The sequence below is a fragment of the Salinimonas profundi genome, assembly GCF_014750655.1.
In the GTDB taxonomy this organism is placed as follows: domain Bacteria; phylum Pseudomonadota; class Gammaproteobacteria; order Enterobacterales; family Alteromonadaceae; genus Alteromonas; species Alteromonas profundi_A.
The window spans coordinates 127004-142055 of record NZ_JABBXD010000002.1; the positions used below are offsets into that span (position 1 = coordinate 127004).

At 48.9% G+C, this 15052-nt stretch carries 11 protein-coding genes; 9 read left to right on the top strand and 2 right to left on the bottom strand.

The window, feature by feature from the left end; translation table 11 throughout:
- Nucleotides 1–118 precede the first annotated feature (118 nt).
- Nucleotides 119–1093, top strand: coding sequence for a calcium/sodium antiporter (locus tag HHX48_RS05040; protein WP_191022838.1), 975 nt, complete (start codon nt 119–121; stop codon nt 1091–1093).
- On the opposite strand, the gene HHX48_RS05045 is transcribed toward HHX48_RS05040, so the two are convergent.
- Nucleotides 1090–1485 carry a hypothetical protein gene (locus HHX48_RS05045; protein ID WP_191022840.1) on the bottom strand — a complete coding sequence of 132 codons (396 nt, stop codon included), beginning with the start codon at nt 1483–1485 and terminating at the stop codon, nt 1090–1092. The two genes, HHX48_RS05040 and HHX48_RS05045, sit on opposite strands and share 4 nt — an antisense overlap.
- A gap of 258 nt (nt 1486–1743) precedes the next feature.
- On the opposite strand from HHX48_RS05045, the gene asnS reads away from it, so the two are divergent.
- The 8 genes from asnS (at nt 1744) to HHX48_RS05085 (ending at nt 14240) form a co-directional block, all read left to right on the top strand.
- Nucleotides 1744–3141: an asparagine--tRNA ligase gene (gene asnS, locus HHX48_RS05050; RefSeq protein WP_191022842.1), complete on the top strand. Its 1398-nt coding sequence runs from the start codon at nt 1744–1746 to the stop codon at nt 3139–3141.
- A gap of 259 nt (nt 3142–3400) precedes the next feature.
- Nucleotides 3401–4549, top strand: coding sequence for a paraquat-inducible protein A (locus HHX48_RS05055; protein ID WP_191022844.1), 1149 nt, complete (start codon nt 3401–3403; stop codon nt 4547–4549).
- A complete protein-coding gene (gene pqiB, locus HHX48_RS05060; RefSeq protein ID WP_191022846.1) occupies nt 4542–6185 on the top strand; it encodes an intermembrane transport protein PqiB in 1644 nt (547 codons plus the stop codon). The genes HHX48_RS05055 and pqiB overlap by 8 nt, the downstream gene beginning before the upstream one ends.
- Complete coding sequence (locus HHX48_RS05065; protein ID WP_191022848.1) at nt 6185–6778, top strand: PqiC family protein; 594 nt, start codon at nt 6185–6187, stop codon at nt 6776–6778. Before pqiB ends, HHX48_RS05065 begins: the two co-directional genes overlap by 1 nt.
- Before the next feature lie 107 nt (nt 6779–6885).
- On the top strand, nt 6886–8031 hold the full coding sequence (locus tag HHX48_RS05070; RefSeq protein WP_191022850.1) for an efflux RND transporter periplasmic adaptor subunit: 1146 nt from the start codon (nt 6886–6888) through the stop codon (nt 8029–8031).
- 12 nt (nt 8032–8043) lie between these two features.
- The gene (locus HHX48_RS05075) at nt 8044–11196 is read left to right on the top strand and encodes an efflux RND transporter permease subunit (protein WP_191022852.1); all 3153 of its coding nucleotides are present in this window, start codon (nt 8044–8046) and stop codon (nt 11194–11196) included.
- A 165-nt stretch (nt 11197–11361) separates the two neighbouring features.
- Nucleotides 11362–11847, top strand: coding sequence for a GNAT family N-acetyltransferase (locus HHX48_RS05080; RefSeq protein ID WP_191022854.1), 486 nt, complete (start codon nt 11362–11364; stop codon nt 11845–11847).
- A 260-nt stretch (nt 11848–12107) separates the two neighbouring features.
- Complete coding sequence (locus HHX48_RS05085) at nt 12108–14240, top strand: M3 family metallopeptidase (RefSeq protein WP_191022856.1); 2133 nt, start codon at nt 12108–12110, stop codon at nt 14238–14240.
- Between the two features lie 39 nt (nt 14241–14279).
- Here HHX48_RS05085 and HHX48_RS05090 read toward each other — a convergent pair whose 3' ends face one another.
- The gene (locus tag HHX48_RS05090) at nt 14280–15032 is read right to left on the bottom strand and encodes a sporulation protein (protein ID WP_191022858.1); all 753 of its coding nucleotides are present in this window, start codon (nt 15030–15032) and stop codon (nt 14280–14282) included.
- Between the last annotated feature and the right edge of the window lie 20 nt (nt 15033–15052).

A 15052-nucleotide genomic window follows, 5' to 3' on the forward strand; every position in this document is an offset into this window, starting at 1 on the left:
TAAAAACTTCCCCCCGAGGTAATCGCTTTGGTATAGAATGTGCCAGTTATTCTGGCAAGTTAATGTGGCTATTCAGGCACTGCAGGTCAGTGTTACCGGTTTATATTTAGGAGGTGTTATGGAGTTAGCAATCGTCGCGATTTTGGTCGGACTTCCGGTTTTGTTATGGAGCGCAGGTAAGTTCGTCGATGGCGCATCCGGTGTCGCCCGCCATTTTAATGTATCGCCTCTTATCATCGGTATGCTGATCATTGGCTTTGGCACCTCGGCGCCGGAAATCATTGTTTCAGTGTTCGCGGCACTTGAAGGAAATTCCGGTATCGCGCTGGGTAATGCGTTTGGCTCTAACATCGCCAATATCGCACTGGTGTTAGGTATCACAGCGCTTATAAGCCCCATCGCTGTGCGCTCAGAGATCATCAGACGCGAACTCCCCATTATGCTGGCGATTGTTTTTATTGCCGCCTGGCAACTGCTGGATTTAACGCTGTCAAAAGATGATGCTTTTACCCTGTTGGGCTTGTTCGTGCTTTTACTTGGCTGGAGTTTCTGGCAGGGAATGAAAGGCGACAGCGATGCGTTGGCTGAGGAATATAAAGAGCAGATTAACAGCGACGCTACCTCTGTCAAAATGAATCTGGTTTGGCTGTTGGCAGGATTGGTCTTGCTGGTTGCCAGTTCAAGAATTCTCGTATGGGGCGCTATTGAAGTGGCGCAATACTTTGGTGTCAGCGACACCATCATCGGTCTTACTGTTATTGCCGTGGGTACTTCCCTGCCCGAACTGGCATCCTCGCTGGTTGCCATTCGCAAAAAAGAACATGATCTGGCGCTAGGTAACGTCATTGGCTCCAACATGTTTAATACTCTGGCGGTGGTAGGTTTAGCCGGTATTATTCATCCTACGCCTATTGAACAAAGCTTCTTCTACCGCGACATCGTTATCATGCTTGTTCTCTCGGTCGCGCTGTTTGTCTTTTGTATCGGGCTGAAAGGACGCCAGGGTCGGTTAAACCGGTTGGAAGGTGGAGTGTTTGTTGCCGCTTACATCGTCTATACCTGGTACCTGATTAACTCGGCTTTTCTAGGTTAGGTAAATGAGAGTGTCATCACCAGAAGCGTCAGTAAGCCAACCACGGTTAATACGTAGAGGTTAATACCGTAGTTATCGCCCTGGCGCCGGTTTCGCCGGATGCGCAGCAACATGGTTGAAAGTGTCAGTATCAGACAGGCTTTGACCAGAAAGAATAACGTGCCGACATGCTCCCGGGACCAGTCGGTCTGGCCCGGGATGTTCCAGAAACGCTGCACGCCGGCGATAAAATCTGGCCTGGCAAAATGAAACACCACAAAGGCAGCAACCAACAGCCCCCAGGCTAAGACATTAACCACCATAACAATTTTATACAGGCTGTCATTCTCACGGGGGGTGCTGCGTCTGTTGACCGGCTGACCACTTTTATCTTTATACTTCAATTGATTCAATGAACTCTGGCATCCGTTTTTGGTTTAAGTATACTATCGGCTGTTAATACGTTAGAAATCTGTCTTTGTCTTAAACCGGCTCATCAAAGCGTGCCATTGCGTGCACAAAAATTCGCGCAAGCGCTTTATTGCGCTGACCCGACGGTCCATTCGGATTCAACACGGGAACTCATTCGGTTTGATTAAACAAAGGCACACTTATCATGAGTGTGCGATGATTTCTGACCTTGTAAAATTTTTAAAGACGGAGAATTCATAATGACGCATGCGCCCGTAGTCGACGTGCTTGCCGGCAAGTACGCTGTTGGCGAAACGGTGACAGTAAAAGGTTGGGTAAGAACACGCCGAGACTCTAAGGCTGGTCTATCTTTTATTGCACTGCACGATGGAAGTTGCTTTGATCCTGTGCAGGTTATCGCGTTAAATTCTCTGCCTAATTATGAAGAGGTTCAACGCCTGACAACGGGGTGTTCTGTTGCTGTTAAGGCTAGTGTCAAAGAATCTCAGGGAACAGGTCAGTCACTTGAGCTGGAAGCTGAATCTGTAGAGGTGCTGGGGTGGGTGGAAAACCCGGATACCTACCCGATGGCGGCAAAACGCCACTCTATTGAGTATTTGCGCGAATACGCGCACCTTCGCCCACGCACCAACGTTATAGGTGCGGTGACCCGCGTGCGTAACTGTCTGTCTCAGGCCATCCACCGCTTTTTCCACGAGCGCGGCTACTTTTGGATCAGCACACCGGTGATCACAGCCAGCGATACTGAAGGGGCCGGCGAGATGTTCCGCGTATCGACATTGGATATGATGAATCTGCCGCGCACAGAAAAAGGCGACATTGATTACAAGGAAGATTTCTTCGGCAAAGAAACCTACCTGACAGTATCCGGTCAGCTGAACGTTGAAACCTATTGTACGGCGATGTCCAAAGTGTATACCTTTGGCCCTACATTCCGTGCTGAAAACAGCAATACCTCCCGTCACCTTGCCGAGTTCTGGATGATTGAGCCTGAGGTGGCGTTTGCTGAACTGGCTGATGTCGCGCAACTATCGGAAGATATGCTTAAGTATGTGTGTAAAGCCGTACTGGAAGAACGTGCAGATGACATGGCGTTTTTTGAGCAGCGCATCAATAAAGATGTGGTATCACGTCTTGAAAAGCTGGTCTCATCAGATTTTGTTCGCATGGACTACACTGACGCTATCGACATCTTACAAAACTCAGGAAAAGCATTTGAATTCCCGGTTGAGTGGGGTGTGGATCTGTCTTCTGAGCACGAGCGTTATCTGGCAGAAGAGCATGTTGGTGCGCCTATCATTATGCAAAATTACCCGAAAGACATTAAAGCGTTCTACATGCGCCTGAATGATGACAACAAAACTGTCGCGGCGATGGATGTACTGGCCCCCGGTATTGGCGAAATTATCGGTGGTTCTCAGCGTGAAGAGCGTCTGGATGTGTTCGATGCACGATTAGAAGAGATGGGGCTGAGCAAAGAAGATTATGCCTGGTATCGCGATTTGCGTCGTTACGGTACTGTCCCGCACGCGGGTTTCGGCCTGGGCTTTGAACGTCTGGTTGCGTATGTGACGGGCATGCAGAATGTCAGGGATGTAATTCCTTTCCCTCGCACGCCAGGCAGCGCATCATTCTAATGCCTGAGCTACCACACTTTTGCTAAATAGTGTGAGTACATAAAACGCCTATCTCAAAAGCCGGTCATACCGGCTTTTTTTGTAGCGCCGACAAAGCAAACCAGTAACAAATCACAGCGGAAAACGGCGGTCTGACGGTTGTTTCACGTCACTGAACGCACTTAACACAATGATCTTATTGGAGGTTACAACAATATTCTCTATTATTAAGTGTCATCAAGGTGCAATGCGCCCTACCCAATTTAATCGAGCAACATAAATGCATAACCAGGGGCAGCCCGTAACCATAACCTGTGAGCAGTGTTACACAGATGTGTCGATACCTGCGCTGAACCATTGTCAGCAGGCATTATGTCCTACCTGCCATCATGATTTGTTGTCGTTTCGTAATGCTGGCTTTCAGCATAGTCTTGCGTTTGCATTATCAGCACTGCTGTTTTTGGTACTGAGCCTGCCCTTCAATTTCCTGATTTTTAAAAGCAATGGTCAGCAACACAGTATTCATATCTCCGATGCGCTGAATGTTCTGGTGCAACAGGATTACGTGTCACTGGCTGTAATAACCGCACTGGCTATTCTTATCATCCCCTGCATTGTTCTGATTGGAATTGTATTTCTTTGTACCGGTTATCTGGCCAATCGCCGCGCGCCTTCATCCCGCCAATGGTATAAAACCGTGAAGATACTAAGTCAGTGGAGCATGGCGGAGGTCTTTATGGTCGGCACCCTGGTGAGCCTGATTAAAGTGACCAGTATGGCTGAGGTCAGTTTTGGCCTGTCTTTTTTTGCTTTTATAGGCTTTGCCGGATGCCTGACGATGAGTCTGGTAAACTTTGACAAAAACAGGCTGGGGTTGTGGTTGTATAAAGGCCGGTTGCCCAAACCGGAACCGGTTACAAGAGATACCGCCGCCATAAGCATCCAGCGCACCTGGGCGTTACTTCTGGCCGCCACCGTGCTTTATATTCCGGCTAACACCCTGCCTATTATGCATACCCAATTATTTGGCAATGATGAGCCAAGCACAATCATAGGGGGGGTCATTACCTTGTGGCAATCTGGTTCATATCCGGTAGCATTGGTGATACTTATTGCCAGCGTGATTGTGCCGATAGGAAAAATCGCGATTCTGAGCTGGCTCAACTTTACTGTTCAGCATCAACACTCGAGGGGTAAGCGTACCCGAGCCCGCTTTTACCGGCTCACCGAAGCAATCGGGCGCTGGTCTATGATCGATGTGTTTGTAGTTGCGATTCTGGTCGGACTCATTCGCCTTGGCAATACAATTTCCGTCTACCCCGGCCCCGCCGCTCTGGCATTTTGCGCTGTGGTTTTTGTGACGATGATAGCGGCTATTACCTTTGATAGCAGACTGATATGGATAAACAGGAAAGCATTAAATGACTGAAAAGGCGCATGTGAAATCAACCCGCCGCATATCGAAAATATGGCTGGTGCCGATTTTCGTTATCCTTGTAGGAGGGTGGATGGTCTACACACAGTGGCGCGACCAGGGCCCGCTTATCACCATTGAGCTAAAATCCGCATCGGGTATTGAAGTCAACAAGACGCCAATCAAAGTCCGTGATGTTGATGTAGGACAGGTCAAAAAGATTGAGCTTAAGCCCGGGCTTGACGGCGTATTAGTGACAGCGCGCATGGAAGCTAGTGCAGCGCGATTGCTTACCGACAAAACGCAGTTTTGGGTAGTATCCCCACGCATCAGCTTTTCCGAGGTTTCCGGCCTTAATACTCTTATATCGGGCAGCTATATTGCAATGTCAGCCAATGATGAGGGCAATGAAGAACGACAATTTGTGGCACTTGAGCGGGCGCCGGCCACGCCCGTGGGCACGCCCGGCCTTCACCTGACGTTGAAAAGCGATGACCGTTTCGCCTATAAAACCGGCGACCCCATCATCTACAAAGGCTTTAAGGTAGGTGAATTTGAAGAATCTGAGTTTAATATTGAAGAGCGCCAGGTGTATTACTCGGCGTTTATTGAAGCGCCGTATCATAAACTGATCACCAGTAACACACGGTTCTGGAATGCCAGCGGCGTGAAGCTGCATCTAAGTTCCAGTGGTGTTGAGATCGAGACAGGCAGTCTGGAGACGCTACTTGCCAACGGCATCACTTTTGGTATCCCTGAAGACTCGCCGCCTGGCGAGCGCATCACCGGTGAATCCAGTTTCAGTATTTATGAAGATGAATCTGCAGCTTATAACACCCGCTATAAAATCGCCGCTGAGTACGTACTACTGATTGACGAAACCGTCAGAGGACTGACGGTAGGTGCACCGGTGGAGTATCGTGGCATTGAGATTGGTGAGGTCAGTCGTATCAACGCTACCGATATTGCAGGTGGTAATATTCTGGACGAAGATTATCCCATTCCGGTGATTATAAAAATTTATCCGGGCAAGGTGCGCCAGCAGGATAATCAGGAAAGTCTGGAGTTTGTTAAACAGACCTTGCGTGGCTGGGTCGAGCGCGACCTGCGCGCCACACTGCGTATGGGAAATGTGCTCACCGGCGGCTTATATGTTGATCTGCATCATGCCCAGAAGATCAGTCAGACCAGCATGAAAACCATTAACGGCTTTGAGGTTATCCCCACGGTCTCTAATGAGTTCACGCAAATAACCCAAAAAGCAGATGCTATTCTGGATAAAATTAATCAGTTACCTTTAGATACACTGGTTGGAGATACGCGCAAGGTCATTGAGGACATGCAAGCCGCAGCCAACGCGCTTGAGGAAACCAGCAACAATGTCGGTGTAGTCTTGGAAGATCTGGACACCAAAGCGCTGAACCGTAACCTGAATCAGGTACTTACCGATGTCTCAACGCTACTTAAAAATTACTCTGAAGGCGGTCTGAGTCAGGGTGAGATCCAGGAAACAGTTGATGCCATGCAGGAAACGCTGAGAAATCTGCAGCCGCTGCTTCTTCAACTGAATCAGCGTCCCAGTAGCTTTATATTTCCCAACAACAGTGGCACCGATCGTCAGCCTAAAGCGAAATCAGGAGAGCGCGAATAATGATAAAATCAGGTTTACTGATAGCAGGTCTTATATTGTTAGCCGGGTGCGCCTCAGAGCCGGTATCGCTGAACTACTATTTACTTCACTCACCGGCAACCGAAGAGGCGGCATCAAAGGAGATTACCGGCAGATTACGTATTGATAAAATCAAATTACCTGATTATCTCAAGCAACGTGGTCTTGCCATGCAAACCGGCCCCACTACGATATTGTTTTCATCTCAGCATGTCTGGGCAGAACCACTGGCTGGCGATTTTTTGCAGACCCTGTCGGCCAATTTATGGCAAGACCAGGGCATTGAGGTTTTCTCCCAGAATATCTACGACAAAGCCCAAACCACCGGTGTAACGCTGGTCATCGACGACTTTATTGCCACACACAAGGGATTTGTGGTGCTGAAAGGTCAGTACTGGCTGTTTCCTGATGATGGCGAGCCGGTCAGCAAGCGGTTTTTCCTGCGCGCTGACCAGCAGCAGGATGGTTTTGAGCATACCGTGGAGCAAATGCGCGAACTTATTGCACAACTGGCTGCAGAGATGGCAAACGAAACCGCTCAGCTGAAAATATCTGAAGAACCACAAAATCAGTAAACCACATTCGTGTTAAGTGCTGTTTAATATATCGTTACATTTGTACAAGGTTTGTCTTATCATTCAGGAGTAGTATAGGGACAAACCTTCGATAGAAGCGATACAACATGAAATGGTTAAAAGTACTCGCCCCGGTAGGGGTTATTCTTGTTGGTATAGCGGCCACCTATGGCGTTGTGGCTACCGCACCAGAAGAAAAAAGCAGTGAACAGGTAGACACACGGCCTTTGGTCACCGTGGATACACTTTCTCCCCAGAATCATACCGTAACACTGACATCTTATGGAGAAGTCACACCACTGGAAACAACACAACTGGCCGCCCAGGTGGCTGGTGAGGTGATTCAGTGGAGTGAGGGGTTTATTCATGGCGGACTGGTCCGTCGCGGCGATACACTCTTTACCATTGAAAAAGATGCTTACGAAGCTGCTTTGCTGCAGGCAGAAGCTAATCTGAGTGCCGCCCAGGCACAGCTTATTCAGGAAAAGGCACAGGCAAGGGTCGCCGAACAGGAAGCCAGGCTGATGCCTGACACCCAGGTCACCGAGCTTTATTTGCGCAAACCACAGCTGCTAAGCGCACAGGCATCAGTGAAATCTGCTGAAGCAATGCTTAAAATAGCGCAGCGGGATCTGGAAAATTGCGAGGTAAAAGCGCCCTACGATGCACTGGTAGTGTCGCGCGAAATTGGTGTGGGCGATTATGTGTCGCCGGGCACGCTGGCCGCCACCATCCATAATATTGAAACGGCAGAAGTCACCTTCCCCATCGCCGGCTTCGACAGACATTTGTTACCCGAAAACCTTAGCCGACTTGCCGTAAAAGTGTCTACGGATGCCCGCCAGGCGTCCGTTATTGAGGGCTATATCCACCGCGACTCCGGTGTGGTAGATGCTGCCACACGCCTGTCTCACCTGGTGCTTCGCATTGACGACCCTTACGGCATTGATAGCAACACGCAGAAAGTAAAATTTGGCAGTTACGTCAATATTTCGTTTAAAGGACGCACACTCAAAGATGTCTACCGTATCCCCCAGGAATTGGTGACCAACAACCGTATCTGGTTGATGGACAGTGACCAAAAACTGGTCCCAAAAAAGGTTGAGGTGGTGCATGAAAGTGGTAAACATTTTTATATCCGCGCCGATCTTGCCAACGCAAATGTGGTTATGACACTGCCGGAGTATCCGCAGCCGGGGATGGAAGTCAGAGTTGCCCGGGATAGCGATCACCTTGTCGCGCAAAAGCAGTAGAGGGCCAGCATCATGACTATGCCAGTTGACACGCATCGCGGCCTTATCGCCTGGTTTGCCAGAAACTCCGTGGCGGCCAATTTGTTAATGGGATTCATTTTGCTGATGGGACTTATCAGCTTTATGAGTATCCAGCGGCAAATGTTCCCTAATATAGAGCTCAATTACATCACCATTTCTGCCCAGTATCCGGGCGCTTCTCCCCAGGAAATTGAAGAAAGTATCCTTATCAAAGTGGAAGAAGCTATTAAAGATGTCACCGAGATTGAACAGGTGGTATCACGGGCCTTTCGAAACTCAGGCACGGTAACGCTGGAGATTGATAAGAAAGCCGAGTTGACCGACGTTCTGGACAAGGTAAAATTTCGGGTTGATGGCATTGCTACTTTTCCTGCGGGCATGGAGCCGGTCAATATTTCGCAGCAGGAATTTGAGCAAAATGTGATTGAGATGCCGCTGGTGGGTGATGTCCCGCTTAGCGAGCTGAAGCCGCTGGCCAAAGAAATTGAAGATGAGCTGCTGCAGCTAGGTTCTGTGTCACTGGTTGATGTCGGCGATCCGGATGATGAGATTGCCATTGAAATACTTCCGGATATGTTGCGCAAATACAATCTTACGATTGCAGATGTCAGCCGCGCGATCCGCGATTATTCGGCCAATATTTCCGCCGGACAATTACGTACTGAAGCGGGCCTGATTTCTGTTCGGGTGGAAAATCAATACTATCGTGGCAGCGATTTTGCGCAGATCCCGGTTAAGATCGGTCAGAATGGCGCCAAAGTACTGCTTTCTGATGTTGCCACTATCACCGATGGCTTCACTGAAGGTGAATGGTATTTCAGTTATTCGGGCAAAAACTCCATCTATATGGCAGTAAAGGCCACCCGCACGCAGGATATGGTGCCGGTGGCAGAAACGGTAAAAAACTATATCGAGAGCAAAAATAAAACATTGCCAGACGGCATAGAGCTCAAAGTTCTGGTGGATATGACCTATTATCTGAACGCCCGTCTGGAGATGATGCTGATGAACCTGGCTGAAGGGGCACTGTTAGTAGCACTTCTTCTGACACTGTTCCTGCGATTCAGGCTAGCGTTCTGGGTTATGCTTGGCCTGCCCATCTGCTTTCTTGGTGCCTTCATGCTCATGCCTTTATTTGGTGTGACTGTAAACATTCTCTCACTGTTTGCTTTTATCATGGTGCTGGGGATTGTTGTCGATGATGCTATTGTCATTGGTGAAAGCGCGTATACAGAAGTAGAGAGTAAGGGCGGTGGTGTAGATAATGTGATCCGGGGTGCCAAACGTGTTGCGACTCCCGCCACTTTCGGGGTACTGACCACCATTGCGGTATTTGCCCCCTTCACACTAAGTAGTGGCCCGGAAGGTGCGTTTTTCTACAACATCGCGGTAGTTGTTATCCTTTGCCTGGCATTCAGCCTTATAGAGTCAAAGCTTATTCTGCCTGCGCATATTGCACATACCAAATTCCCGCCTGTGAAACAGGATTCATGGCGCGCGCGTTTTAATCATCGTTTTAACGGCTTTGTGCACGGCCCCTATAAACGGCTCGTGGAGAAAGCCACCCGCTGGCGCTACAGTGTGTTGGCATTGTTTTTTGTGGTATTGATGATCAGTGTCGGCCTCATCATGGCTAATTATGTGCGCAGCGTGCCCAACCCCAAAGTGCCGCACGACTTTCCGCAAATACGCATTGAAATGAACGAAACCGCTTCCGACAGAGCGGTGATTGATGCGCTGAAAATTATTGAACAGACAATCTGGGACGTGGACGCCAGGATCAAACAGGAAACCGGCGCCAACATGGTGCGCGATATTCTGGCTTTCAATCAGGAAAGAACATCCGGACGGGTTGTCGCGCCTCTGGTGGATGAAGATGCCCGCCCCTTTGATACATTTGAATTAGCCAGACGCTGGCGTGAAGCCATGCCCGAAATTCCCGGCATGAAATCCTTCAGCGTCGCTGATGATGTTAACAGTGGTGGCGACGACGGCGAATTTGGCTTCTTACTTTACGGCGCGGACATTGATGAACTTAATGCTGCCGGCCGGGCCTTTATTGCCATGTTGCAGCAGCAGAAAGGGCTGTACGATATCAGCTCAACGATCGATCCTGACAGTAAAGAAGTTCAGATGACGCTGCGTCCTGTAGCTTACGATCTTGGTATAACGCTGTCTGACATTGCCAATCAGGTAGGCGCAGGGTTTTACGGAGGCGAGGCGCAGCGTGTTATCCGCGGCGATGAGGAAGTACGCGTGATGGTGCGCTACCCGCAGCTGACTCGTGAACAGTTTTCTGAACTGAAATATTCGGTGATCAAAACCCCGGCCGGCCAGGATGTCATGCTCGGTGATGTGGTCAATCTGGTCGAATCACCAGGCATCAGCTATATACGCCGAGAGGAAGGCTATCGCAGTGTATATGTCTGGGGGTCTATTGATGAAGAGGCCGTCGAGCCGGATGCGGTGATTGAAGACGTTAACAAAACCCACATGCCGAAGCTCAAAGAAGATTATCCTTCAGTCTTAACGCAACTGGGCGGCGATATTGAAGAGCAACAGGCACAGCGTAATGAACAACAGATGTTCTTTTATGCTGCGATGATCATGGTCTACGTGTTACTCGCGGTTCCGCTGAAAAGCTACGGGCAACCGCTGATTATCATGTCAGTTATTCCATTTAGCATGACCGGCGCCATATGGGGGCACTTCCTGTTAGGGCTCGATCTGTCGATGATGTCATTTTTTGGCATTATTGCGGCGGCCGGTGTCGTTATCAACGACTCGCTGGTGATGACCGATTATGTCAATCAGGCCCGCCGTGAAGGGTTTAGTATCGCAGAATCGGTTACCCGTGCCAGTACGGCCCGTTTCAGAGCCATTACGCTGACCTCTATTACGACCTTTGCGGGTGTACTCCCCATCCTGTTTGAGACCAGCCTGCAGGCCGCTTTTGTTATACCCATGGCTGCAGCGCTGGGTTTTGCGGTAATGTACGCAACCCTGGTCACGCTGATTCTGGTGCCCTGCCTGTACATGATACTTGAAGATGTAAAAGGCGTGATGAAACGACTGATAAACCGGCTGCGTAGAAAACATAACAATGGAGAACAAGATACTGCGCCATCAACGCAGCACTCCTGAAAACTCTGCTGGTAACCGTCGCTTATCTTCTCATTAGGCTGTGGTGACATTAAAAAGCCCCCTTTCACTTAAGGGGGCTTTTATTTACTTAGCCGCATCGCGCTGCTTTTCTGGTTTGTAAAATGGTAGGCTTTGGTTATTAAAACTGTAAGGAAATCGTAAAACATGAATAACTACACAATCCGGCCTGCCGAGCAGGCCGACGCCTCGCTGATTCTCAATTTCATTATAGAGCTGGCCCGTTATGAAAAGGCCGAAGATGAAGTTGAAGCCAGCGAACAGGATATCAGGAACACGTTGTTCGGGGACAACGCCACATCGCACTGCCTGATTTGTGAAAGTGATGACGGGCATCCTGTGGGCTTCGCTGTGTATTTTTATAACTATTCAACCTGGCAGGGACAAAATGGCCTGTATCTGGAAGACTTGTTTGTCAGTACCGATGAGCGTGGTAAAGGTGCGGGCACCGCGCTATTAAAATTCCTGGCGCAACATGCTATTGAACACAACTGTGGTCGTTTCGAATGGAGCGTACTGGACTGGAACAAACCGGCTATCGACTTCTATGAGTCCATCGGAGCGAAACCTAAAAGTGAATGGCTGGGTTATCGATTAAGCGGTGACGCCCTGACAAAGTTCGCGAACAGCTAATACTTTCCCCTTCGTCACAGGCTGATGGCATTGTTCATCAGCCTTACTCCCGCTTATCTTAGCTGGACACACCCGGTTACAATCTACTGCACCTTACAGCAAGTACCGAATATCATAGTTATTTACATCCTCACGCCACTAAGACAGGATAAAGACACCGATTACTACGGCTAGTCTGATTGAGCAGCATAGTCTGCGTGCTAAAGTAATCCGCCTACAACAGAACAACTGACCATAAAGTCAGTGATATGGAGAGATGAATGCAAAAAAAAATGATAGTGACCGCTATTGCCGCTGCGATAGCACTGTCGGCATGTACCAGTAGCCAGGACACCAATACCGCTAAAGTAATGGCTGAAAGCCAGCAAGCCAATACAGATAACGTGCTGATGAGAAAAAGCACCCTGCCCTACCAGACGCCTGAGTTCGACAAAATTAAAATTACAGATTATGAACCGGCGTTTGAAAAAGGTATGCAGGAGCAAAGTGCGGAAGTTAAAGCCATTGCAAACAGCCCTCAACCTGCTTCTTTTGAAAATACAATACTGGCGCTGGAGAACAGTGGTGAGCTGATAAAGCGTACATCCAACCTGTTTTTTAACCTTTCCAGCATCGCCTCCAGCGATGAAGTGCGCCGTATCGAGTCTGAAATGACACCGCGCCTGACTGCACACGAAGACAACATTTATTTAAATGATGCGTTGTTCAAACGCGTGAAAGCCGTTCACGACAATAAGTCATCACTGAGTGATATTGACCAGCGTCTGACAGATTTTTATTACAATAAATTTGTTCGTGCCGGTGCTAATCTGTCTGACGCAGATAAATCGACAATGCGCAGTCTGAACGAGCAGATTTCAACATTAGAAACACAGTTTTCGCAAAATATTCTGGCATCATTTAAAAATGACACCATCGTTATCAAAGATGAGTCAAAACTTGCCGGGTTATCAGATAAAGAAAAAGCGAATCTGAAATCAGCAGCCGAGAGCGCAGGTAAACAGGGCTATCTGATTTCACTGGTCAACACCACACGCCAGCCGATCCTGGCCAGCCTGGAAAACCGCGAATTGCGCAAGCATATCTGGAAAACCTCCGCGAACCGCGCGATGGATGTGAATGCCCCCATCATTTTAAAACTGACAAAATTGCGCGCGCAAAAAGCGCAATTACTGGGTTTTGAAAACTGGGCGTCATACAAAATTGACGACCAGATGGCCCAAACACCTGAAAATGTATTTGAGATTCTCGATGACCTGGCCCCTAAAGCGGTGGCGCGGGCTAAGCGCGAAGCGGCTGATATTGAAGCCATCATGCATGAAGAAGGTGTGCAGGGTTCTGTGAAGCCCTGGGACTGGGCGTTTTACGCTGAAAAAGTACGTAAAGATAAATACGACTTCGACGACAGCCAGGTAAAACCCTATTTCGAGCTGAACAGCGTGCTGGAAGATGGTCTCTTCTTCGCGATGAACAAATTGTATGGTATTCGTTTTGAAGAGCGCAACGACTTGCCTGTGTATGTGGATGATGCCAGAGTGTTCGAAGTATTTAACAGCGATGATTCAAGCATCGGGCTGTTCTTCTTTGACCCTTATGCGCGTGAAGGTAAGGCCGGTGGTGCCTGGATGAGCGAATTCGTTACCCAGAGTTTCCAGAATAATCTGAAGCCAGTGGTTTACAACGAGCTGAATATTGTTAAACCCGCCCCCGGAGAGCCAACGTTACTTTCCTATGATGAAGTCAGCACCCTGTTCCATGAATTCGGACATGCTGCTCACGGCCTGTTCTCGCAGGTGAAATACCCCAGTCTGGCGGGTACGGCTACTGCACGCGATTTTGTGGAGTTTCCTTCGCAGTTTCACGAAGACTGGGCTATCGACCCGGAAGTGCTGGCAAATTACGCGAATCATTACGAAACCGGCGAGCCTATTCCCCAGGCGCTGCTGGATAAAATGCTCAAAGCGGTAAAATTCAACCAGGGTTTCAATACCACGGAATACCTTGCCGCCGCATTGCTGGATATGGAGTGGCACATGCTAAGCGCTGACGATAATGTCAGTAATGTTCCGCAGTTTGAACAAAAAGCACTGGCAGCCCATGATATCGACTACGCGCCGGTTAAACCGCGTTATAAGTCTAATTATTTCAGCCACACGTTCGCAGGCGGCTATTCGGCGTCTTATTATGCATACCTGTGGACCGAAGTACTGGCTGCTGATGCGTTTGCCTATATGGATGATAACGGTGGTCTGAGCCGCGAGAATGGCAAAAACTACCGACAGGAAGTGCTTTCCAAAGGTAACAGTGAGGACCTGATGGAAAATTATATCGAGTTCAGAGGACAAAAGCCTGAGGTTGATGCGCTACTCAAGCGTCGAGGCCTGAAAGAGTAATCACAGGTATAAAGCCCGGCGCCCGCCGGGCTTTTTTTATTATCCCAGCAGGCGCTCGATATAAGGCCGCACAGCATCAACCGTTTTACAGTGATTAGGGATAGATGTTGACTGGTAACCATCACCCAGAAACGCACGATCTTTTTCAATCAGCACCCCGGTTTCACTGCCATTGTCGACAAAGGTAACTTCCAGTTCTCTGGCACCAAATAATGAACGCGACTCAGGTTTAAACTCATATTCCTGATAACAGGGTAAATGCGAAACAAATTCACGTGCCCTGACGTGGCCCGCTTCAATATCTGATTTAAACAACCGGTAACCACTGTTACTGATAAACTGTAGCACCGCCATCTGGGTGTCTGAGGGTAAAATGGTTAACGGATCTTTGTCGCTGCCATCCATCCCGCTTTTAATATCCAGCCCGGTTTGCAACCAGACTTTGCCTATACGCTGCCCGAACAGCTCGGTGGCAGGCACTTCAGGATGCAGCTGCAGTGAAAATTCATTGGTCAGTGTTTCTCCCGGCTGGACAGTCAGATCGAAGCGCTGGTTCCAGTGCTGCAACACCACACTTTTGTTGTATTTGACTTCACTGTCGCCCACGTCTGCCTCGGCTTTAGCATCTGCCATAATCGCAAACTCCAGGCCGTTGATGTGTTGTTCAACTTCGCCCCCTTTGATCAGTACCTCAATATCAAACATCTCACCGGCACGTAATTGATCAGACTTTAAAATTGCATCAACTGTGGCCTTACCAATGCCCACCCGGGCTAACAGATTCTTTAACATAGCGTGTCCTTGATTCCAGA